Source organism: Dokdonia sp. Asnod3-C12, assembly GCF_045063975.1.
GTDB lineage: Bacteria > Bacteroidota > Bacteroidia > Flavobacteriales > Flavobacteriaceae > Dokdonia.
On record NZ_JBEFNY010000003.1, the window covers coordinates 444,894 to 467,058 of the forward strand.

Genomic DNA, 22,165 nt, shown 5'->3' on the forward strand with positions numbered 1-22,165 from the left:
CTTTAAAGCGAACAAATTATAGATACTTTCGCATATCAAATTTCGTTAATATTGAACACAAAACCCTCTATTATGATTAAAAAGACACTAGCTATCACATTACTTATACTAACATTTATCTCTTGTGATAAAATTGACGAGCTCACTAAGTTTGACATAGACTACACTACAAATTTTACCATACAAGCCACTACACTTCTAGGTACGCCGTTTGATATTGTCACTCCCGAGACCACAACAAACTCAGAGTCAGAATTTGAGAACAACAACACAAATTCTAATCTTGTAGAAAGCGTTAAGTTAACCACCTTGAGACTTGATCTTCAAACACCTGCTTCTGGTGATTTTGATTTCTTAAATGAGATTTTTATTTACATCACTGCAGATGGTCTTCAAGAGCAACTCATCGCTTCAAAAGTGGGCATTCCAGAAAATGGAGCTCGCTCACTAACGCTAGATATAGAAAATGTAGAGCTTGAAGAGTATATCAAGAAAGATTCTTACAGATTGCGCACAGAAACAACAACAGATCAAACCATCGAGTCTGATCATGAAATAGAGATCTACACTAAATTTAAAGTAGATGCAGAGATTTTAGGAGTATAATAACTCATAACATATCGCTTCTTACAAAATGTGTCGTATTTTTAAATACGACACATTTTTTTTGATATGAAAGTAAAGACATTAGAAAACGAAAGAGCAAAATTACTTGCCTTAGAGAATTATCATTACAGTGATCTTCTTCCACTATCGCAAGAAGTAGACCTTAACGCTTATGGCGGTTCTGATATATCCACTGGGCCTAAACTTACGGCCTATATTAAAGATGCAATCCAAAGACGTGAGCTGGGTACAGCATTACCTTTTATTATTTTTGACAAAAAACTTTGCAAATTTGCTGGCTCCACACGTTATGGAAATATAGATGACGTCAATAAAATTGTCCATATAGGATGGACGTGGCTTGGAGAAGATTTTCGCGGAAGCGGTCTTAACTTACATGTCAAGTTTCTCATGCTACGTTATGCTTTTGAAAAACTTCGTTATGAACGTGTAGAATTTCGTATTGACGAGCGCAATATTCGCTCAAGAAAAGCAGTAGAAAAACTAGGCGCTACCTTAGAAGGTATCATGCGCAAGGATATTATTACAAAAAACGGTAGACGTCGTAATTCTTGTTGTTATTCAATTCTCAAAGAAGAATGGGAAGAAATCAAGAACACGCGATTTATTGATATACTGGATAGTAAAGAAGAGTAGATTATTTAACAGTACGCTTTCGCGAAAGCGATCACCTACACCTCAACGTTTGCAAATTCAAATCTTACCATCCCATCATCGTCTATGGAGGTAAGCTCCACCTCGTGCAATGTATTTACAAGTTCTGGATTCCAAGGAGATTTTACTTTTACGTAATTTTCTGTAAACCCGTGAATGTAACCTTCCTTATTCTCACTTTCAAAAAGCACTGTACGCGTGCTGTTTAATTGAGACTCATAGAATGCTCTACGCATTTTGGCTGAAAGTCCTCGTAGCATTTTACTACGTTTACTTCTTACCTTTTTAGGCACTTCCCCTTCCATCGTAGCGGCAGGAGTATTATCACGTTCTGAATATGTAAAGACATGAAGGTAAGAGATGTCTAATCCGGTAAGGAAGTTATAAGTTTCTAGAAAATCCTCATCTGTTTCTCCTGGAAAACCTACAATCACATCTACACCTATACAAGCGTGTGGCATTACTTCCTTTATTTTGGCAACACGGTCTACATATAACTCGCGTTGATAACGGCGACGCATTAACCCAAGAATCTTGTTACTTCCACTCTGCAATGGAATATGAAAATGAGGTACAAATGTGCGTGACTTAGACACCACATCAATTGTTTCATTTTTAAGAAGATTAGGCTCTATAGATGATATTCTTAAACGTTCTATTCCCGCTACTTTATCAAGCTCTTGTACAAGTTCTAAAAAAGTATGTTCGTGCTTCTTGTTTCCAAACTCTCCTTTACCGTAATCTCCTATATTAACTCCAGTAAGTACAATCTCTTTTATGTCTTGCGCAGCTATTTTTGAAGCGTTATCAAGTACATTTTGTAATGTATCACTTCTAGAAATACCTCTAGCAAGTGGTATCGTACAATAGGTACATTTATAATCACAGCCATCTTGCACTTTTAAAAAAGCACGAGTTCGATCTCCTATAGAATAAGAACTTACGTAGAAATCTGCTTCTTGAATCTCACAAGCGTGTACTTCTCCACCTTCCTTAGATCTATCTGGATTATCTAGTAAATCATTAATATAACTAGTGACATTAAACTTCTCTGTCGCTCCAAGAACGAGATCTACACCATCTACAGCAGCAAGCTCTTCTGGCTTAAGTTGTGCATAACAACCTACTGCGACAGTAACTCCTTCTGGATTTGCTTTTTGAGCTTGTTTTACAATAGACTTAAAACGCTTATCTGCATTTTCTGTCACACTACATGTATTAATCACGTAGACATCTGCAGGCTCAGAAAACTCAACTTTATCAAATCCCTCTTGCCCAAAACTACGAGCAATGGTACTAGTCTCTGAAAAATTCAGTTTACAACCTAGTGTATAAAATGCGACTTTCTTTTTAGAGGACATGTGCTGATGATTTGTAAAAATTGCTCAAATTTTGAGGACTGCAAAGGTAACAAAAGAAGTAAAGAAAATATTACTACTTATAACAACTAATTATCGGTTACTAAGAATTTGTTTCTGGCAGCTACGGCAGCTTTAGTATAGTCGCTAAAAACTCCATCTACTCCCGCCTCAAAAAACAGTTGATACTCGGTTGCTCCACTCTTATTATTACCCCACAAAGTATCTTCTTTTCTAAAGGTGTACGGATGCACTTCTAGCTTATGCTTATGTGCCAACGTTACAAAATCTGTAGGGGCTAGCACCTCAACCTCTCCTTTGCTCGCCTTGCTATAAGAAATCACAAAAGGTTTCCAAGGACCTATTCCATTTGCATAGGTAGAAACAAACTTTATTCCTTCCTCGGTTGCGAAGTAACTGTATGTACGAGCATCTTTACTCAGCATGAAATCATAAGGTTGCCCTTCTGGATCATAGCTCCCATCTTCTTTGGTAAAGCGTAAATCTCCATTGCTAGAGATTCCAGCCGCACCTATAAGTTGTATAAGTCGCAAATCTGAACGTGCTGAAATGTACTGCAACGTACTCACCTCAAAACATTGCACAAAAATGGGAGAAGTTTTATCTACATAACCAGCCTTTGTAATCTGATTAAGAAAGACATCTTCCATGGCGAGCCCTAGACTTTTATGAAAACTAGGATGCTTTAATTCTGGATAAATACCCACAGGATTTCCTGATGTGGTTTTGTGCGCTTTCGCGAAAGCGATAATTTCCTCAAACGTAGGAATCTCAAAAAAATCATCATACTCGTGAGTTCTCTCCTCCCAAGACTGCCTTGCTCGTAGTGTTTTGAGTTCGCTAAGCGTGAAGTCAGATACAAACCAATCTGTCACCGGTACACCATCAAGCATTTTGGTGGTTTTACGATCTGCATATTTTGGGAGTAGAGAAACATTAGTCGTTTCAGAAATATAAGGCTCATGCCTAGCTACAAGAACGCCATCCTTTGTCATCACAAGATCCGGCTCAATAAAATCTGCGCCTAGTTCGATTGCTTTTTTATACCCTTCCATCGTATGCTCAGGATATAAAAATTGTGCTCCCCTATGTGCAATTACAATAGGCGTATTATGAATTTGAGGTTGCTCCATGTGATTACAAGATAAGATGAGTACTGAAAATAAAAGCGTTATTCTTTTTAAACTAATCATGTACACAAAGGTAGAATCTATTCCACAAAAAAGGCGCAAATATCATTTGCGCCTTTTTTAATTTTATAACTAGAGATTAGATTAATCTATTCTAGTGATTTTTGCTCCTATTGCTCTAAGACGCTCATCTATATTTTCATATCCGCGGTCTATTTGCTCGATATTATGAATAGTAGAAGTTCCCTTTGCACTTAACGCTGCAATAAGCAATGAGATACCAGCACGTATATCTGGTGATGTCATTGTGGTAGCCTTAAGCGTAGACTGGAAGTTATGTCCAATCACAGTTGCACGATGCGGATCACAAAGTATCACTTTTGCACCCATATCTATAAGCTTATCTGTAAAGAATAAACGGCTTTCAAACATTTTCTGGTGAACCATTAGTTCGCCCTTTGCTTGGGTTGCCACTACAAGAATAATACTTAAAAGATCTGGAGTAAAACCTGGCCATGGTGCATCTGAGATAGTCATAAATGAACCGTCAATGTATGATTCTACTTGGTAACCGTCTGTATGTGCAGGAATATAAATATCATCCCCTTTACGTTCTAGAGTAATCCCTAGTTTTCTAAAGGTATTAGGTATAACACCTAGATCATCCCAGCTTACATTTTTAATAGTAATCTCACTCTTAGTCATTGCAGCAAGACCTATCCATGATCCTATTTCGATCATGTCTGGTAATACTCTATGCTCGCAACCACCTAGCTTTTCTACTCCTTCTATGATAAGCATGTTTGAACCTATCCCTTGGATATTTGCTCCCATGCGCACCATCATTTTACAAAGCTGTTGTAAATATGGCTCACAGGCTGCGTTATATATAGTCGTAGTTCCCTTAGCTAATACGGCAGCCATCACGATATTTGCCGTACCTGTAACAGATGCTTCATCTAGTAGCATGTATGCTCCTGTAAGTCCGTTAGGTGCTTCTACGCCATAAAAACGTTCTTCACGATTGTAACGGAATGTCGCTCCTAGTTTTATAAAACCTTCAAAGTGCGTATCAAGACGACGACGACCTATTTTATCACCTCCTGGTCTAGGAATATATCCTTTACCAAAACGAGCTAGTAATGGTCCTACAATCATTATAGATCCTCTTAGGCCACTCCCTTCTTTTTTAAATTTCTCACTTTCTAGGTACTCAAGGTCAAGTTCATCTGCTTGAAACGTGAACTCACCTTTTGCGATTTTCTCCACCTTTACACCTAAATTTTCCAAGATCATGATGAGCTTGTTTACATCTATAATGTCTGGCACATTACTTATGGTAACTTTTTCAGGAGTGAGTAGTACTGCACATAATATTTGTAATGCTTCGTTTTTTGCGCCTTGTGGTTGGATATCACCTTTAAGTTGGTGACCTCCCTCGATCTGAAATGTTGCCATAGTTAATTAGAAATATATTTTAATAACGCTTTTTGCGATTGTTATTGTTGTTTGTATTTTTTGAGTAACTTCTTTTCTTGATTGGATTATCTGCGGCTTTAGCTTTCTTGTTAGCTCTTATAAGTCTATCAGAATCTCCTAATTCTTCTCCACTATTTTTTAGGTTGATTTCCCCATTACTCAACTCAAATAAGTGATTAAAGATGACCTCATCATCTACAGTATCCTTATTCCAGTTTAAGAAGCACTTTTTCATATGGTTTGCGATAGTCATTGCAAGTCCCTCACGCATATCACCTTTATCCCAGCTTACCGCTACATCAATCATACGTTTGATGTTATTACCGTAAAAACGGTACTTAGGATGGTTTTGCGGATATTCTAAAGGCTCTGGACGCTCTGCAAGCTCCTCTCTAGATGGTTTTCCATATGGAGACTCAACATCTAGTTTAAAATCAGACATTATAAATAACTGATCCCACAACTTATGTTGAAAATCTGGTACATCACGCAAGTGAGGCTGTAAATTCCCCATTACTGCGATAATAGCTTTAGCTGTTTTGTTACGCTCTTCGGCGTCTTCCATTGCCGTCGCATCATTTACCATTTTCTGTATATGGCGCCCATACTCGGGAATGATGAGATGAACTCTCTCCGTGTTGTACTCTAATTGATCTATCAATTGTAAAAAATTAAGTGAAGTCGTCCTTTAAGTAAAGACATGTGCAAAATACTAAAATTTGTCTAAACGCATCTAGTCTTTAGTAAATTGATAACATAACAATAAAAAAAGCCTCTTATTGTGTTCTTGGGATGCTTTGGGCGTGACCACAAGGGTCGCGCTCTACGTTTATACGCTTCGGCTCCTTGCGCTTTCGCTTCATGAGCCTGTAGGGTAACCACTGCGATCCCTCACGCGGAGTTAGTAATGATACAAAATAGTGGTGATTAATAACATTTTCGCGAAAGCGTGCATCTCTTACAATGAAATAACGCCTTCTATCTTACCTACTTCCTTGTACTTTTCTATCACAACATCAGGATTATCTAGACGCACGTTAATAGAAACGCTTGTGTACTTGCCTGTGCGAGAGACATTTTTCTTTATTACGGCTCCTAGGTGGTCAAAGAGACCTTCTATTTGCGCTTCTTTCTCTGCATTTGCAGGCACAATAAACTTGTACAAATAAGGTGCAGGCCAGCTAGAAGTTTCTTCTAGTTGTGTCTTTAATTTTTTATAAAATTCTTCTGGATTTTTATCTGAACTCATGGGTATCTATTATAATACAAAGGTACAAAATTCACGTTCTTTGTAGTTTGCTTAATTTTGCTAAAAAGACTACCATTTTTATGCCAAAACGTATACTTCTCATTGGAGGTCCATCTACCGGGAAAACAACATTACTTAAGCACCTAGAACAACTAGGGTATCCGTGCCTTGAGGAAATCTCAAGACACGTGATAAGCCAAGCCCAAAAGGAAGGTATAGATCAGTTATTTCTAGAGAAACCATTATTGTTTTCTGAGCTTCTAAGAGATGCTCGTATAGAACAGCACAAAGATGTAGATACATACATCACAGACACTGTTTTTATAGACCGAGGGATTCCTGACACCGTGGCATACATGGACTTTATAGGACAAGAATATCCTGAGGCTTTTGTACAAGCTTGCAAGACGTATACTTATGATATCGTATTCATATTACCTACCTGGGAGAAAATACACAAAGTAGATCAAGAGCGATACGAGACTTTTGAACAAGCTCAAAAAATTGAAAAACACCTTGTAAAAACGTACCAAAACTATGGGTACACCCCTATTGTAGTACCTATGTCTCCAGTAGAGGATAGAGCGGCTTTTATATTAAAAACGCTGGCTCTTGAGTAATCAAGCGCAAGACATATTACAACAATACTGGGGTCACTCCACCTTTAGACCACAACAAGCAGAAATTATAAAGAATGTGCTTGCTGGGAGTGATAGTATTGCACTATTACCCACAGGTGGCGGAAAGTCTCTATGCTATCAATTACCTGCGTTATTACTGGACGGAATTACGATAGTGGTATCACCACTTATCGCTCTCATGAAGGACCAAGTCATGACTTTGCAGGAAAAAGGTATCAAAGCGCTCTCTATCACGAGCGGAATTTCCTTTAGCGAGCTAGACACGCTACTCGATAATTGTATTTATGGCAACTATAAGCTTTTATACCTCTCACCAGAGCGATTACAACAAGAGCTTGTACGAGAACGTATTAAACTTATGAATATCTCTCTTATTGCGGTAGATGAGGCTCATTGTATTTCTCAATGGGGACATGACTTTAGACCTGCATATAGAGAAATCTCACAACTACGTGCTCTCAAGCCTACCGTGCCATTTATAGCGCTTACAGCAACGGCTACTCCTAAGGTACTTAAAGATATCACAGAGCAATTAGAGTTAGAAGATCCGCAGTTATTTAAAACTTCTTATCATCGCCCTAACCTCACATATAATGTAGTGCAAGCTACAGACAAGTTCTACCAGCTAGAAACTATCCTTGCAAACACAAGGGCTAGTGCTATTGTATATGTGCGTAATAGAAAGGCTACACTTAATACTGCACACTTTTTAAAAGGTAGAGGCATCTCTGCTACTTCTTACCACGGAGGTATGTCTCGTGCTGAACGTCACAAACAATATCTCGCGTGGCGAAATAACAAAGTACAAGTCATGGTAGGCACAAGTGCCTTTGGGATGGGAATTGATAAAGCAGACGTAGCAACAGTAGTGCATTTAGAAATCCCTGATAGTATAGAAAATTACTTTCAAGAGGCAGGAAGAGCTGGAAGAGCAGGACAAGAATCACAAGCCGTACTTCTTTATAATGAAAATGACGAGGTACGACTAGAAAATCAGTTTATAAAAGTGATTCCTCAGGTAGCAGATGTAAAAAAGATATACAAGCACCTCAACAACTACTTTCAAATCTCTTACGGCGAAGGCCAAGAGACACTGCATCGATTTAACTTTAGCGAGTTTTGTGCAACCTATAAGCTGCACACCATTCTCACATTTAACGCGCTTCAAGTGCTGGATCGCAATAGCGTGATAAGCTTGTCTCAAGAGTTTACAAAACGTGCAACTATCAATTTTAAGGTAAATGATTTTGCGCTTTCTTACTATTTGATTCGTAATAATCAGCTGGATGATGTGGTTAAGGCTGTTCTTAGAACATATGGAGCCGTTTTTGAACAAGTCACAAATATCAACTATAGCATAGTTGCCACAAAGGCAAGTAAAACTATAGAGCAAGTACATCAGGTCCTGCTCACGCTTGAGAAAGATGATATTATAGATTATGAACATCAAAATTATGATACCGCAATTACCTTCCTTGTCCCTAGAGATGATGATAGAACAATAAACGTTATCGCACCGTATATTAAAGCACAAGCAACATACAAGAAAAACCAAGTAGATGCTATAAAAACATACTTGGCCACAGATACCGTTTGTAGAGCAATCCAACTTATGCAGTATTTTGACGAAACATTAACTACACCATGTGGAGAATGCGATGTGTGTACAAATGCAACACAACAAGTTTCAAGAACTGCTATACACAGTGCTATTATCGATATTTTAAGAGAAGGCCCAAAAACTTCTCGCGAAATATCACAACTAGACTACCCACAACAAACTATAATTAATACGATTCGACTACTTTTGGATCAGAAAAAGATAGCCATCTTGGCAAATAACACCTACACCTTATTATGAGAGATTTACGCATAGTTTTTATGGGTACACCAGAGTTTGCAGTAACTATATTAAACGGTTTACTAGAAGAAGAATATAATGTAGTGGGAGTAATCACCGCACCAGATCGTCCTGCAGGAAGAGGACAGAAAGTAAGAGAAAGTGATGTAAAGGCATTTGCAAAGGCAAGAAACCTCAACATCCTACAACCTACAAATCTTAAAAGCGAGGAATTTTTAGAAGAATTAAAAGAACTCAATGCAAACCTACAGATTGTAGTTGCCTTTAGAATGCTTCCAGAAGCTGTATGGAAAATGCCAGCTTATGGAACCTTTAACCTACACGCATCGCTCTTACCACAATATCGTGGCGCTGCACCTATTAACTGGGCTATTATTAATGGAGAGACAGAAACAGGAGTGACTACTTTCTTTATAGATGAAAAAATTGATACCGGTGAGATTATCTTACAAGAAAAGCTTGCTATAGATGATAAGGAAAATGCTGGCGTGTTACATGACCGTCTTATGATTGCAGGTAAGGATCTTGTTGTAAAAACGGTAAAAGCAATAGCGAGTGATGAAGTAACAACTTTTGTACAAGACGCTACTAAAGAACTTAAAACAGCATATAAGTTACACAGTGAGAATACTAGAATAGATTGGGATGCTCCCCTTCAAGATATATACAATCACATAAGAGGATTGAGTCCTTATCCAGCAGCTTACACGATGCTAGAAAATGGAGGAAAAGAGCAGCGTGTAAAAGTTTATAGCGCTTTCGCGAAAGCAGAAAAAGAGATGTTTATTCCATCTGGAGCAGTAACTCAGGTAGAAGATTATCTAGCTATCGCAACGCCAGAAGGTTACATATGCATCACCGAAATACAGCTTTCTGGGAAGAAAAAAATGGCCGTTAAAGACCTTTTAAACGGATACAAATTTGATAAAAATGCAAAAATGCGCTAAACCCTTGCTCCTATTGGTGTTAAGGGAATTATAAAAAGAGACTACCTTTATCAACAATTGGCTCGACTTATTAACAAAACCTCTGATTTCCCTTGCTATAGCTTGCGTAGGCAATTAATTCGGATAAATTTGTTAGGGAATTAAGCATTTAGCTTAACCAACAATTTAATTAATTAACAATTTACATTATGAACAAATCAGAATTAATTGACGGAATGGCAGAGCATGCAGGTATCACTAAAGCTGCAGCAAAAAAAGCATTAGAATCTTTCTTAGGAGATGTTGAAAAGACTCTTAAAGACGGAGGACGTGTTTCTCTTGTAGGTTTTGGATCTTGGTCTGTTTCTAAGCGTAACGCACGTGAAGGAAGAAATCCACAAACTGGAAAAACTATTAAAATTGCAGCAAAGAACGTAGTAAAGTTCAAAGCTGGATCTGAGCTTGCAACTTCTGTAAACTAGTCAGTTTTAACTGTTATATAAAAAACGGGTAGCTCACGCTACCCGTTTTTTTTGTTTTACACCGGCTTCTATTAAAATCCGTAATCTTATTGGGAATCCTTTAGTGATGAATAACATCTTTGATTATCTCATGATTGTACTAAAGTTTTTTGGAAAATTTTCGCGAAAGCGTAACTATATACTTTCTATATATAACAACTTACAAAAAAGAGTATAGCAAGTAGAAATGTAGATAAAGCTACTTTTTTAAGTTCTGGATCGAGTAAAGCGTGTATTGAAGTATTTCTTACGGTAAACATATGCTTCACTAGTGGTATAAAAGCCACAAGAGAGATGTAATCAATAATATGCGTTGCTGTAAGTATGAGATAAGAAACCCACCCTAAAAGCCCTAAAACGAATAATACAGCGTGATACTTTTCTGCTCCGGCTGCTCCCAAAATAACAGCAAGTGTATTTTTACCTACGCGAGCATCTGCTTCACGGTCTCTCATATTATTAAGGTGTAACACCATAGTAGATAATGTACCTACAGTAAGCGCGGGAAGTATCTGTATAAAATTGATATACTGTGTAAATAAAAAGAAAGACCCCAGAACACCCACGAGACCAAAGAATATAAAAACAAAAACGTCTCCTAGTCCTCTATAACCGTAAGCACTTTTTCCCACTGTGTACTTTATGGCAGATACGATGGCGGCAATTCCTAAAAGTAAGAATAAGATGGAAAGCAAGAAATGATCTACGCCAAAAGAGACATAAATTAAGAGCAGTACAGTAATCACGGTGATAATTGATGTAATTATAATTGCCTTCTTAAGATCTTGTGCAGTCAGAAGTCCGCTTTGCATGGCTCTTGCTGGCCCTACGCGCTCTGCATTATCTGTTCCCTTAACTCCGTCACCATAATCATTTGCATAGTTAGATAAGATCTGAAATCCTAAAGTAGCGAGTATGGCTAGTATAAAAATACTCCAGTTAAATGCGCCTTCTTGTAGAGCTAATCCGCCTCCTACAAGAATCCCAGCTATAGAAAGTGGTAAGGTACGAGGACGGGCGGCACTAAGCCAAACTTTGAATGAGGGCATAAATATTTTTAAGTGCGTAAATGTACTATTTTCTTTGGGCTTCTACCCTTCTCAAATTTCAAAAGGATTTACTAGCTTCGTAATGATTAAAAATAATCTCATGATGAATATAAAATCTATTGCCGCGCTACTCCTTGTTGTTCTTTCAGTATCAAGTTGTAAACAAAAAGAAACTACAGTAACGCAGGTTGAAGTAAAAGAAAAAAATCCTTTTTTTTGGGAAGCTGCAAATATGTATTTCTTGCTCACAGATCGTTTTAATAATGGCGATACAAGTAATGATGTCAACTTTGATAGAACTCAAGAGTCTGCTGTACTAAGAGATTTTATGGGTGGTGACATCAAAGGGATCACACAAAAAATAGAAGATGGTTACTTTACAGATCTTGGAATCAATGCCATCTGGTTTACTCCAGTAGTAGAGCAAGTACATGGAGCAGTAGATGAAGGCACAGGTGTCACATACGGTTATCACGGTTACTGGACTAAGGACTGGACTTCACTAGACCCTAACTTTGGCACTAGAGAGGACTTACAGGCTCTTATAGCAGCAGCACATCAAAAAGATATACGTATTGTCATGGATGTGGTACTTAACCACACAGGTCCAGTTACAGAGCAAGATCCATTCTGGGGTGAAGATTGGGCAAGAGAAAACCCTAATTGTGCTTTTAGCACTTATGAAAACACCACTGCTTGTAGTCTTGTGGAAAACCTTCCAGACATCCTTACCGAGAGTGATCAAGAAGTTACACTTCCAGGTACATTAGTAACAAAATGGAAGTCTGAAGGACGTTATGATGAAGAAATGGCAGAGCTTGACTCTTATTTCGCAGCTAACAACCTTAAGAAAACACCACGCAACTACATTATAAAATGGCTTACGGATTATATACGCGATTTTGGAGTAGATGCTTTTAGAGTAGATACTACAAAACATGTAGACGAAGCCTCATGGGTGGCATTAAGAGCACAAGCAGATAAAGCCTTTGCAGATTATAAAACAAATAATGAAGACAAAGTGATGGATGACAATGACTTTTTCATGTTTGGAGAAGTTTATAATTACTCTATAGATGGAGGTCGTGCTTATGATTTTGGAGATAAAAAGGTAGATTACTTTGCAAATGGCTTTGATAACCTTATTAATTTCCAATTCAAATATGATGCTCAAAGCAGCTATGAGCAACTTTTTAGTAAGTATGCAGAAATTAAGGATTCTATTTTTAGCGATAAGAGTTTTGTAAACTATGCTACCTCACATGATGATGGACAACCATTTGATAAAGACCGAAACAAAGCTATAGAAACAGGTACTAAGCTGTTATTAACCACGGGTATATCTCAGGTTTATTATGGTGATGAAACTGCTAGAGACTTAACGATAGAAGGAACAGATGGTGATGCTACCCTGCGTAGCTTTATGAACTGGGAAGATATTGACAGTACTACTACAAATGAGGTTCTTACTCACTGGCAAAAGCTGGGGACTTTTAGAAGAGATCACCCCTCGGTAGGTGCTGGTACTCATGAGATGCTAAGTGCCGCTCCTTATGTTTTTAAAAGATCATTTGATAAAAATGGCGTGACAGATACTGTGGTCGTAGGATTAGACCTTAATATCGGGGTGAAAGAGATTGTGGTAGGTAACGCTTTCGCGAAAGCGCAAACTGTCAAGGACACCTACTCAGGACAAGAAGCTACTATTATTGACGGCAAGATAACTCTTGACACTCCTTACGATATTGTTTTACTAGAGGTTGTAAAAAACTAATTATCTAGCTGCTGAAGAAATGAAGCCAGCACTTGAGAAATCCCTAACTCCATAGCAGGATTTATTATGGAGAGGTCGTTTACATCAAAATTTTCTTGAAATGATGGAAAGCTAAAACTCTCTGAGATAACCCCTCCAAAACGGGGAGCTGTGCTCTTCATGTATTCAAGCGCAGAAGAGGCTCCTCTAGCTCCAGGAGAAGTGCTCACTAATAGGATCTTTTTATTTGCTAAGAAATTCCTGTCTGCTCGAGAAAGCCAGTCTAGAATATTTTTAAAATAGGCAGATATCATCCCGTTGTGCTCATTTACTCCTATGATAATCCCAGAAGCTTCGGCTATCTTATTTTTAATGATCTGAATATCAATTGGGATTCCTCGCTCTAGTTCAAGATCTAAATTATACATAGGAATATCATAATCTAGAAGATGTAAGCGCGATGCGGGCTGAGATTGTATCGCATTAATAATATAATCCAGCAACATACTATTTATAGATGTTTTGCTATTACTTCCTGATAGTGCAATTATTGTTCCCATAGTTTCATAAAAAAAGCCACCCGAAGGTAGCTTTTTTATTAATTATATATTTTCTGAATTATAGGCTCACTGTAAGTGTAGCTATAATCGATGTGTTATCACGGTCTACTGTAGCTTCATTTGTTAATCCTGTGCTGTATAAAGAATTAGTGCGCTCTTGAGAGAAAGTATCATAAGCTACATCTAATTTTATCTTTCCAAAATTATAACCAATTCCTGCAGAGTATCCAGATAAGTCACCTACTGTAGTCTCATCTTTAAACGGACTATCTTCATAGCGGTAACCACCTCTAAAACTCCATGCTTGAGATCTAATCTCTCCACCTAATTTATAAGAATTTACTGGTTGCAATAAATTATCTATCGCTGCATTTTGCGCATTGAAGAAAGAATCGCTTTCTGGTCTGAAACTAAGATTTGTATAATCCTTATAAGAGTAATCGAAGCTCAATAAACCTTGCTGTCCGAAAAGATATGCAACACTACCTGTATATTTTCCAGGAGTTTTGATTTCATAATCCTCATAGATATTAGTTACTCTAGGATTAATCACTGTGTTGAATACTCCTGCATCATCTATTGCTGTAGTAGAAACACTTTGATTAGTCTCTTCGCTTATAGTTGTCCACGTAGGTGAATCATAAGTAAAGCCAACTCTCAAATTTTCTCCAGCCTTATAAATACTTCCTAACTGAAATGAAAACCCACTACCAGTAGTTCTTAAATTATTTTCAAAACGAATATCTGTAATGTTTGTAAAACCTTCATCTGCCCCAACATTATTAGATTCAAATAAAACAGTAGACTGATTATAATCAATAAAGTGAGAATTTAGGTTAAGGCCTAAATAAAGATTTTCATCATACTGAGCTCCAATATTAAATGATGCTTTACCGCTATAACCCGATGATGCAAAGATGTACTCTTGGTCATAATTTTCGGCAACTGTATTTACAAAATACTCTGTATTACCAAAATCATTTGAAACTGGGTCTATGATGAAAGATTGAAATCCTAATAACGCTTGTTGCGCACCGAACCCTTCACTTTCTCCAAGAAATTGATATAAATCTGAAACAGACTCCCCATCAACCGTCTCTAACAGATCAAGAGGAATTCCTTGTGCAAAATCACTAAAGTAGCTAGAAATAGAATTTGTATTGTTTCCGACAGCTGTGTATTGATTATCAAGATTTGATGTTCGATCGTAATTGAAACTAAGAGAAACTTTATTCCACTTAGAATTACCTGAACCACCTATAATAAAAACACCTCCAGCCTGATTTATAGATAAATCAGAATCTGAAACATTTGTTGTATTTCCAAGGTATCTCGTATCATTATCGAAGTTATCATTAACGATAGATAGTGATACTGTACCTTTTGTAAAAACAGCACTTGCTGCGGGATTATCTCCTATTGCACTTAAGTCTCCACCTAAAGCCCCAAATGCACCTCCCATTGCTCTATATCGAGCTGTTCCAGTTACATTTGATGAGGTATATAAAAGTGCATCAGAGATACTCTGTCCAAAAGATGTTCCCGTTGCCACTAAAGCCGCTATTATAATAAGTTTTTTCATATAACAAATTTAATATTGTAGACTATATCGCTTATCCTCTGCGTCCTCCGCTTCTACCAGAAGATCTTGAAGATGATCCACTACTACTTCTTGATGGTGAAGACGATCTAGATGCAGAGCTACTTCTTGATGAAGATCTGCTAGGCGTCGCTGTAGGTCTAGATGAACTTGATGCAGGTCTTGATTTTGTACCACTAGGTCTTACTGGACGCGAAGGTCTTGATTGAGTTCCAGATGGTCTTGAAGGACGACTTGGTCTCGTTGTAACAGGTCTCCCTCTTGTAACACCATCACGATTAGTTGTTGTAGGTCTCCCTCTAGTAACACCATCGCGATTTGTAGTTGTGGGTCTTCCTCTAGTAACGCCATCACGATTTGCAGATATTGGTCTAGTTGCAATTACTCGCGTGCTAGTCCCTCTGTTTCTAGAATATGTATTTCTACTTGTAGCACTTGATGTTCTTACTGAAGCCGAACGTAAACGAGATCTTGAAGATGAGATAGCATTTACAGCACTACTTCTTCTTCCTGTATTTAAACTTCTTCCACGAGGACTGTTATTGTATGCGAGTCTTGCGCCGTTATATGTACCATAATTGTAGTGACCATGAGATACAAAAGGTCTATAGTATCCATAACCGAAATTCCCATATCCGTAATGGGGAGTGTTCCAAAATCCCATTCCCCATGGAGACCAAAATGCAGCGTAACTTCTGATTCCATATGGATTAGGAAATCCAAAACCATTACCAAAACCTCCATAGCCAAATCCAAAACCTCTCCAGTAAGGAATATTATTATTATAAATAGTGATTTCTACATCTTGAGTTTCATCACCCCAGGCTGCGTAACCAGTATTAGTTTCAAAACTAGCTCCATCTACATAGATATCTGTCCCGGCTTCTGAAGAATAGGATTCAATATCAGTAAATACAGCTCCATCTTCTTCTAACTCACTAAGTTCTTGGACACCTTTTTCAAAATAGTTTTTGTAAACCTGAGTATTTGCACCATCACTAACCTTTTGATCTGATTCGTTAGACACGACAGCTTCTGAACTATTATAAATTCCATCCTCATCATAAATATTCTGAGTAGAACTACAACCAATAATAAAAACTGATGTAACAGCTAGAAATGTTATTTTTTTTACTGTGCTTAAGAGAGAAGTATTAAATTCCATATCAATAGTGTTTTAATTGTTGCTTGATTGAAAAATACCTAATTTCGCTAGGTAATTTTATATTGACTTTAACACAACATTTGTGCCAAAACAAGTTTTATGGGCAAGAACCTCACAAAAAGAAGTGAAGATTATTCTAAATGGTATAATGAATTAGTAGTTCAAGCAGACCTAGCAGAAAACTCAGCAGTGCGCGGCTGTATGGTTATCAAACCATACGGATATGCCATCTGGGAAAAAATGCAAGCAGAGCTTGATCGCATGTTCAAAGAAACAGGACATGAAAATGCATATTTTCCATTATTTGTACCCAAAAGTCTTTTTGAAGCAGAAGAGAAGAATGCAGAGGGCTTTGCAAAGGAATGTGCAGTAGTTACTCACTACAGATTAAAAACAGATCCTGATAATCCTAGCAAGCTTATTGTTGATCCTAATGCAAAATTAGAGGAAGAACTTATCGTTCGTCCTACTAGTGAAGCTATTATATGGAATACATATAAAGGATGGATTCAATCATATAGAGATCTTCCATTATTAATAAACCAATGGGCAAACGTAGTACGCTGGGAAATGCGCACTCGCTTATTTTTAAGGACTGCCGAATTCTTATGGCAAGAAGGTCATACAGCACACGCTACTAAACAAGAAGCACTAGTAGAGGCAGAATTAATGAATAACATCTATGCAGAATTTGCTGAGAATTTCTTAGCTATTCCTGTAGTAAAAGGTGTAAAGACAGAGAGTGAACGTTTTGCTGGTGCAGATGAAACCTTTTGTATCGAAGCACTTATGCAAGATGGCAAAGCACTACAAGCAGGTACCTCTCACTTTTTAGGTCAAAATTTCGCGAAAGCGTTTGATGTAAAATTTACAACAAACCAAGGAAAACAAGAGCATGTATGGGCTACCTCTTGGGGTGTATCTACACGCCTTATGGGAGCGCTTATAATGACGCATAGTGATGATCAAGGACTTGTGCTACCTCCTAACCTCGCTCCATTCCAGGTGGTTATTGTTCCAATATATAAAGGACAAGAACAACTGGATGCGATCTCTCAAGTGGCGAATGAAATTGTACAAGACCTCAAACTTCATGGAGTTTCTGTAAAGTTTGATAACCGCGATACGCACAAACCAGGATGGAAATTTAATGAGTATGAGCTCAAGGGTGTTCCTTTAAGAATAGGAATAGGACCTAAAGACCTTGAGAAACGAACAGTTGAACTTGCTAGGCGCGATACGCTCACAAAAGAGTTTGTGGCCAAAGAGGATATTGTAGAGACTGTAGTTGACCTTTTAAAGGAAATACAAGAAAACCTATACACTAAGGCAAAAAATTACAGAGATACGCATATAACGCCTGTAAATGACTTTGAAGAATTCAAAGAAGTACTAGAGACCAAAGGTGGATTCTTGAGCGCACATTGGGATGGCACTGCAGAAACTGAAGAAAAAATCAAACAAATTACAAAAGCAACCATACGATGCATACCTATGGATGCTGTTGAAGAAGAAGGAAAATGCGTTTTTTCTGGCGCTCCTTCTAATCGTAGAGTACTGTTTGCCAAGGCATATTAATTTTTTTTTGAAAAAAGTTTCAAATAGTCTTGCAACATCTAGAAAAATGTTTATTTTTGCATCCGCAATTTAAGCGATTGTTCTAGGCCCGTTCGTCTATCGGCTAGGACGCATGGTTTTCATCCATGTAAGAGGGGTTCGATTCCCCTACGGGCTACACATTTTGAATACATAAATTCTGAAGGTAACACTTCAGAATTTTTCTGGCCCGTTCGTCTATCGGCTAGGACGCATGGTTTTCATCCATGTAAGAGGGGTTCGATTCCCCTACGGGCTACAATTTTTATAATTACTAGAAAAAACAATAATGGCAAATCACAAGTCAGCTTTAAAGAGAATTAGAAGCAACGAAGCTAAGCGTCTTAGAAATCGTTACCAACACAGAACGACTCGTAACGCGATCAAAAGACTACGCGATATGACTGAGCAGAAAGATGCACAGGCTTTATATCCAGCTGTAGCTTCTATGATTGACAAGTTAGCTAAGCGTAATATCATTCATGATAACAAAGCAGCTAACCTAAAATCTAAGCTTGCAAAGCACGTAGCAGCGCTATAATAGCACTACGATTATGATATACAGAGAACTTCTATATTTCTATAGGGGTTCTTTTGTTATTTAAGAAGTAGATAAGTATAACTTACGCTTTCGCGAAAGCAAAACCTCTCTACTACTTTTACATATTAAGATTAATACCGCAAGAAATTCTTGCAACTGATTAGGCTAACCTCTGACGATGTTCGTGAATGTTGCCCTAACGTAAAACCACTTTAATATCCATAGAAATGGAAGATTTAGTAAAATTCGTACAAGACGAATTCATCCCAAAAAATGATTTCCCAACTTTTTCAGCAGGAGATACAATTACTGTATTTTATGAAATTAAGGAAGGTGAAAAAAGTAGAACACAGTTCTTTAGAGGAGTTGTGATTCAATTAAGAGGAACTGGAAGAACTCAAACATTTACAATTCGTAAAATGTCTGGTACTGTTGGTGTGGAACGTGTATTCCCACTTAACCTTCCTGCAATCCAAAAGATTGAAATAAACAAGAAAGGTATTGTACGTCGTGCACGTATCTTTTACTTTAGAGGTCTTACTGGTAAGAAAGCTCGTATTAAAGAAAGACGTGGCGCTTAAGCTACCACAATATATTATCAAAAAGCTCCATCATAACGATGGAGCTTTTTTTTTGGATATATGTTAGCGTAAAAATATCTTAAGAAGTTAAAAATTAAACGGACATCTACCACTCAGCTTAGAATAAGACAGCTTAATTAATCAAGTCAAATACTGTTATCATCTTTCTCACTAATTAGAAGCTCCATCTAGTCGTTGATAAGAAATATCAAAGCCACTTCCCTTCTCCTCAAACTAAACTCCTCTGCTTATATACTACACAACAAACACAGTTATTAGTATTAGCATCTTGTTACACAACCAAAATCAACACCATCTTATACTTTATATAACTTCAAAAAAGTATTATTCATCTACTTTAAATGCTTAAATGAATTTAATGTATAGTTAAATACAATATTCTTAATAATTCTGAGTGTATTCACGCACCTAAGCATTGCAAGTAACCTTAGTGATTTGGTATATTTGCTAGGCTCGACTTACGAGTGATTTTCAATAGATTTACTAAACAAATACCTTCTAAATGGCGACAGAAAAGACCACTATAAAGTATACACTTACGGATGAAGCTCCTATGCTTGCAACGCATTCATTCCTCCCTATTATAAAACGTTTCACCCAGTCTTCTAATATTGACATGGAGCTAGTGGATATTTCTCTAGCTGGTCGTATCGTTGCAAATTTTCCAGACAACCTTACTGAAGATCAAAAACAAGAAGATGCATTGCTTGCGCTAGGAGAACTAGCAAAGCAACCAGAAGCAAATATTATCAAACTTCCAAACATCTCTGCCTCTATACCTCAGCTTACGGCTGCTATAAAGGAATTACAAAGTGATGGATACGATATTCCAGATTTTCCAGAAGAGCCAAAAACTGACGAGGAGAAATCTATACGTGCTAGATATGCAAAAGTATTAGGTAGTGCTGTAAACCCAGTATTACGTGAAGGTAACTCAGACCGTAGAGCTCCTAAGCCAGTGAAGCAATATGCGAGAAACAACCCACACAGTATGGGCGCATGGAGTGCAGATTCTAAAACACATGTTTCGACAATGTCTCATGGAGACTTTAGAAACAATGAAAAATCTGTTACTATTCAAGAAGCTGGAAATGTTCGTATTGAACATGTAGCTACAGATGGAACTGTTACTGTTCTTAAAGCAAATACACCAGTACTAGCAGAAGAAATTATAGACGCTTCTCTCATGGAGAAGAAAGCTTTAATTTCTTTCCTTGAAGAGCAAGTTGTAGATGCAAAGGAAAAAGACATCCTTTTCTCCCTTCACATGAAAGCGACTATGATGAAGGTTTCTGACCCTAAAATATTTGGACACGCAGTACGTGTATTTTTTGCACCAGTGTTTGAAAAGTACGCAGCTACTTTTGATAAACTAGGAGTAGATGTAAATAATGGATTTGGAGACTTAGTTTCTAAAATTGACGAATTACCATCCTCAGAAAAAGAAGAAATCCTTGCTGCTATACAAGCTTGTTATGATGCAAGACCAGATCTTGCAATGGTAAATTCTGATAAAGGAATTACAAACCTACATGTTCCTAGTGATGTTATTATTGATGCATCTATGCCAGCAATGATACGTGCATCTGGACAAATGTGGAATGCAGAAGGAAAACAACAAGACACAAAAGCGGTAATTCCAGATAGTAGTTATGCTGGGGTTTTCCAAGAAACTATAGATTTCTGTAAAAAACATGGAGCTTTTGACCCTACAACAATGGGTACAGTTCCTAACGTAGGTCTTATGGCTCAAAAAGCCGAAGAATATGGATCTCACGACAAAACTTTTGAAATACCAGCAGCTGGAGTAGTACGTACAGTAGATGACGCTGGAAATACACTAACAGAACACAAGGTAGAAGAAGGAGATATCTGGAGAATGTGCCAGGTAAAAGATGCTCCTATACGTGACTGGGTTAAACTTGCTGTAAGTCGTGCAAGAGCTACTGGTGTGCCAGCTATATTCTGGTTAGATCAAGAGAGAGCTCATGATGCACAACTTATCAAGAAAGTAAATCTTTACTTAAAAGATCACGATACCGATGGTCTTGATATACAAATCATGTCTCCTGTACTTGCTACACGTTTCTCTTTACAACGTATCAAGAATGGACAAGACACTATCTCTGTAACAGGAAATGTACTTCGTGATTATAACACAGATTTATTCCCTATTCTAGAAGTAGGAACTAGTGCAAAGATGCTATCTATCGTTCCTCTTATGAATGGTGGAGGTTTATTTGAAACTGGAGCTGGAGGATCTGCTCCTAAGCATATTCAGCAGTTTCTAGAAGAAGGTCACCTGCGTTGGGATTCTCTTGGAGAATTCTTAGCACTAGCAGTATCTCTAGAGCATGTAGCAACTAGCCGTGGTAATGATCGCGCTCAAGTTCTTGCAGACACGCTGGATGAAGCGACAATTAAATTCTTAGAAAATAGAAAGTCTCCTTCTCGTAAAGTAAACGAGCTAGATAACCGTGGTAGTCACTTTTATCTTGCACTTTACTGGGCACAAGGCCTTGCTGCACAGACTGTAAATGCTGACCTAGCTTCAGAGTTTGCACCTATAGCAAAAACTATGGAAGAAAACGAGCATAAGATTATTAACGAACTAAATGCCGCACAAGGTGAGCCTCAAAATATAGATGGTTATTACAGCGTAAGCAGTGAGAAAACATTTGCAGCCATGAGACCTAGTGCTACATTTAATGCAATTATTGATTAGATTATAACGCTTTCGCGAAAGCGTACAAAATCACTTAAAAGCCTCTTCTAAACAGAAGAGGCTTTCATTTTTTTTAACAAGTTTAATTAAAGAATTGTGGTTAGCTT

The 22,165-nt window shown here is 37.6% G+C and carries 20 protein-coding genes and 2 tRNA genes; 13 read left to right on the plus strand and 9 right to left on the minus strand.

Annotated elements, in window-relative coordinates:
* The first annotated feature begins 72 nt into the window (after window positions 1-72).
* Together ACJJVW_RS02020 and ACJJVW_RS02025 are read left to right on the plus strand one after the other, a co-directional pair.
* Entirely contained in the window at window positions 73-606 is a 534-nt protein-coding gene (locus ACJJVW_RS02020; RefSeq protein ID WP_144784606.1) for a hypothetical protein, read from the plus strand.
* Between the two features lie 66 nt (window positions 607-672).
* Window positions 673-1,263: a GNAT family N-acetyltransferase gene (locus tag ACJJVW_RS02025; protein WP_298330777.1), complete on the plus strand. Its 591-nt coding sequence runs from the start codon at window positions 673-675 to the stop codon at window positions 1,261-1,263.
* A 35-nt stretch (window positions 1,264-1,298) separates the two neighbouring features.
* On the opposite strand, the gene mtaB is transcribed toward ACJJVW_RS02025, so the two are convergent.
* From mtaB to ACJJVW_RS02050, 5 genes are all read right to left on the minus strand, one after another.
* Window positions 1,299-2,642: a tRNA (N(6)-L-threonylcarbamoyladenosine(37)-C(2))-methylthiotransferase MtaB gene (gene mtaB, locus ACJJVW_RS02030; protein ID WP_405250591.1), complete on the minus strand. Its 1,344-nt coding sequence runs from the start codon at window positions 2,640-2,642 to the stop codon at window positions 1,299-1,301.
* An 86-nt stretch (window positions 2,643-2,728) separates the two neighbouring features.
* On the minus strand, window positions 2,729-3,793 hold the full coding sequence (locus ACJJVW_RS02035) for a glycerophosphodiester phosphodiesterase (RefSeq protein WP_405250592.1): 1,065 nt from the start codon (window positions 3,791-3,793) through the stop codon (window positions 2,729-2,731).
* Between the two features lie 141 nt (window positions 3,794-3,934).
* A complete protein-coding gene (murA, locus tag ACJJVW_RS02040) occupies window positions 3,935-5,248 on the minus strand; it encodes a UDP-N-acetylglucosamine 1-carboxyvinyltransferase (RefSeq protein ID WP_405250593.1) in 1,314 nt (437 codons plus the stop codon).
* Between the two features lie 19 nt (window positions 5,249-5,267).
* Entirely contained in the window at window positions 5,268-5,930 is a 663-nt protein-coding gene (locus tag ACJJVW_RS02045; protein WP_298330766.1) for a DUF4290 domain-containing protein, read from the minus strand.
* 297 nt (window positions 5,931-6,227) lie between these two features.
* A complete protein-coding gene (locus ACJJVW_RS02050; protein WP_298330763.1) occupies window positions 6,228-6,518 on the minus strand; it encodes a DUF493 family protein in 291 nt (96 codons plus the stop codon).
* A gap of 80 nt (window positions 6,519-6,598) precedes the next feature.
* Between ACJJVW_RS02050 and ACJJVW_RS02055 the strand changes: the two genes are divergently transcribed.
* From ACJJVW_RS02055 to ACJJVW_RS02070, 4 genes are all read left to right on the plus strand, one after another.
* Window positions 6,599-7,138, plus strand: coding sequence for an AAA family ATPase (locus ACJJVW_RS02055; protein ID WP_405250594.1), 540 nt, complete (start codon window positions 6,599-6,601; stop codon window positions 7,136-7,138).
* Window positions 7,131-9,020, plus strand: a complete 1,890-nt coding sequence (locus ACJJVW_RS02060) for an ATP-dependent DNA helicase RecQ (RefSeq protein ID WP_405250595.1) — start codon at window positions 7,131-7,133, stop codon at window positions 9,018-9,020. The genes ACJJVW_RS02055 and ACJJVW_RS02060 overlap by 8 nt, the downstream gene beginning before the upstream one ends.
* A complete protein-coding gene (fmt, locus tag ACJJVW_RS02065) occupies window positions 9,017-9,967 on the plus strand; it encodes a methionyl-tRNA formyltransferase (RefSeq protein WP_405250597.1) in 951 nt (316 codons plus the stop codon). The genes ACJJVW_RS02060 and fmt overlap by 4 nt, the downstream gene beginning before the upstream one ends.
* 188 nt (window positions 9,968-10,155) lie before the next feature.
* Window positions 10,156-10,428, plus strand: coding sequence for an HU family DNA-binding protein (locus ACJJVW_RS02070; protein ID WP_013751630.1), 273 nt, complete (start codon window positions 10,156-10,158; stop codon window positions 10,426-10,428).
* A gap of 185 nt (window positions 10,429-10,613) precedes the next feature.
* Here the strand turns inward: ACJJVW_RS02070 and menA are convergent, their stop codons facing one another.
* Window positions 10,614-11,516 (minus strand): 1,4-dihydroxy-2-naphthoate octaprenyltransferase, encoded by a 903-nt coding sequence (gene menA / locus ACJJVW_RS02075; protein ID WP_405250598.1) that lies wholly within the window; start codon window positions 11,514-11,516, stop codon window positions 10,614-10,616.
* 103 nt (window positions 11,517-11,619) lie between these two features.
* Here menA and ACJJVW_RS02080 point away from each other — a divergent pair, with 103 nt between their 5' ends.
* Window positions 11,620-13,290: an alpha-amylase family glycosyl hydrolase gene (locus ACJJVW_RS02080; RefSeq protein WP_405253043.1), complete on the plus strand. Its 1,671-nt coding sequence runs from the start codon at window positions 11,620-11,622 to the stop codon at window positions 13,288-13,290.
* Here ACJJVW_RS02080 and ACJJVW_RS02085 read toward each other — a convergent pair.
* Genes ACJJVW_RS02085 through ACJJVW_RS02095 form a run of 3 tightly spaced genes read right to left on the minus strand, consistent with a single transcriptional unit; the run spans window position 13,287 to window position 16,594 of the window.
* Window positions 13,287-13,829 (minus strand): NADPH-dependent FMN reductase, encoded by a 543-nt coding sequence (locus ACJJVW_RS02085; RefSeq protein ID WP_405250599.1) that lies wholly within the window; start codon window positions 13,827-13,829, stop codon window positions 13,287-13,289. The genes ACJJVW_RS02080 and ACJJVW_RS02085 overlap by 4 nt on opposite strands.
* Window positions 13,830-13,887: 58 nt before the next feature.
* A complete protein-coding gene (locus ACJJVW_RS02090; RefSeq protein ID WP_405250600.1) occupies window positions 13,888-15,411 on the minus strand; it encodes an OmpP1/FadL family transporter in 1,524 nt (507 codons plus the stop codon).
* A gap of 31 nt (window positions 15,412-15,442) precedes the next feature.
* A complete protein-coding gene (locus ACJJVW_RS02095) occupies window positions 15,443-16,594 on the minus strand; it encodes a hypothetical protein (RefSeq protein WP_405250601.1) in 1,152 nt (383 codons plus the stop codon).
* Between the two features lie 99 nt (window positions 16,595-16,693).
* Between ACJJVW_RS02095 and proS the strand changes: the two genes are divergently transcribed.
* The 6 genes from proS (at window position 16,694) to ACJJVW_RS02125 (ending at window position 22,058) form a co-directional block, all read left to right on the plus strand.
* Window positions 16,694-18,172 (plus strand): proline--tRNA ligase, encoded by a 1,479-nt coding sequence (gene proS, locus ACJJVW_RS02100; protein ID WP_298330739.1) that lies wholly within the window; start codon window positions 16,694-16,696, stop codon window positions 18,170-18,172.
* Window positions 18,173-18,257: 85 nt separating this feature from the next.
* Window positions 18,258-18,329, plus strand: a tRNA-Glu gene (locus tag ACJJVW_RS02105).
* Window positions 18,330-18,377: 48 nt separating this feature from the next.
* Window positions 18,378-18,449, plus strand: a tRNA-Glu gene (locus ACJJVW_RS02110).
* A 30-nt stretch (window positions 18,450-18,479) separates the two neighbouring features.
* Window positions 18,480-18,731, plus strand: coding sequence for a 30S ribosomal protein S20 (rpsT, locus tag ACJJVW_RS02115; RefSeq protein ID WP_013751623.1), 252 nt, complete (start codon window positions 18,480-18,482; stop codon window positions 18,729-18,731).
* 227 nt (window positions 18,732-18,958) lie between these two features.
* Entirely contained in the window at window positions 18,959-19,312 is a 354-nt protein-coding gene (rplS, locus tag ACJJVW_RS02120; protein ID WP_013751622.1) for a 50S ribosomal protein L19, read from the plus strand.
* Window positions 19,313-19,835: 523 nt separating this feature from the next.
* Window positions 19,836-22,058 (plus strand): NADP-dependent isocitrate dehydrogenase, encoded by a 2,223-nt coding sequence (locus ACJJVW_RS02125; RefSeq protein WP_405250602.1) that lies wholly within the window; start codon window positions 19,836-19,838, stop codon window positions 22,056-22,058.
* Window positions 22,059-22,165 lie beyond the last annotated feature (107 nt).

Coding starts and splice junctions, on each gene's coding strand:
- menA (WP_405250598.1), bottom strand. CDS start 11,516: ATGCCCTCATTCAAAGTTTGGCTTAGTGCCGCCCGTCCTCGTACCTTA.
- murA (WP_405250593.1), bottom strand. CDS start 5,248: ATGGCAACATTTCAGATCGAGGGAGGTCACCAACTTAAAGGTGATATC.
- ACJJVW_RS02080 (WP_405253043.1), top strand. CDS start 11,620: ATGAATATAAAATCTATTGCCGCGCTACTCCTTGTTGTTCTTTCAGTA.
- ACJJVW_RS02085 (WP_405250599.1), bottom strand. CDS start 13,829: ATGGGAACAATAATTGCACTATCAGGAAGTAATAGCAAAACATCTATA.
- fmt (WP_405250597.1), top strand. CDS start 9,017: ATGAGAGATTTACGCATAGTTTTTATGGGTACACCAGAGTTTGCAGTA.
- ACJJVW_RS02025 (WP_298330777.1), top strand. CDS start 673: ATGAAAGTAAAGACATTAGAAAACGAAAGAGCAAAATTACTTGCCTTA.
- ACJJVW_RS02070 (WP_013751630.1), top strand. CDS start 10,156: ATGAACAAATCAGAATTAATTGACGGAATGGCAGAGCATGCAGGTATC.
- rplS (WP_013751622.1), top strand. CDS start 18,959: ATGGAAGATTTAGTAAAATTCGTACAAGACGAATTCATCCCAAAAAAT.
- mtaB (WP_405250591.1), bottom strand. CDS start 2,642: ATGTCCTCTAAAAAGAAAGTCGCATTTTATACACTAGGTTGTAAACTG.
- ACJJVW_RS02050 (WP_298330763.1), bottom strand. CDS start 6,518: ATGAGTTCAGATAAAAATCCAGAAGAATTTTATAAAAAATTAAAGACA.
- ACJJVW_RS02035 (WP_405250592.1), bottom strand. CDS start 3,793: ATGGAGCAACCTCAAATTCATAATACGCCTATTGTAATTGCACATAGG.
- ACJJVW_RS02095 (WP_405250601.1), bottom strand. CDS start 16,594: ATGGAATTTAATACTTCTCTCTTAAGCACAGTAAAAAAAATAACATTT.
- ACJJVW_RS02020 (WP_144784606.1), top strand. CDS start 73: ATGATTAAAAAGACACTAGCTATCACATTACTTATACTAACATTTATC.
- rpsT (WP_013751623.1), top strand. CDS start 18,480: ATGGCAAATCACAAGTCAGCTTTAAAGAGAATTAGAAGCAACGAAGCT.
- ACJJVW_RS02125 (WP_405250602.1), top strand. CDS start 19,836: ATGGCGACAGAAAAGACCACTATAAAGTATACACTTACGGATGAAGCT.
- ACJJVW_RS02090 (WP_405250600.1), bottom strand. CDS start 15,411: ATGAAAAAACTTATTATAATAGCGGCTTTAGTGGCAACGGGAACATCT.
- ACJJVW_RS02055 (WP_405250594.1), top strand. CDS start 6,599: ATGCCAAAACGTATACTTCTCATTGGAGGTCCATCTACCGGGAAAACA.
- proS (WP_298330739.1), top strand. CDS start 16,694: ATGGGCAAGAACCTCACAAAAAGAAGTGAAGATTATTCTAAATGGTAT.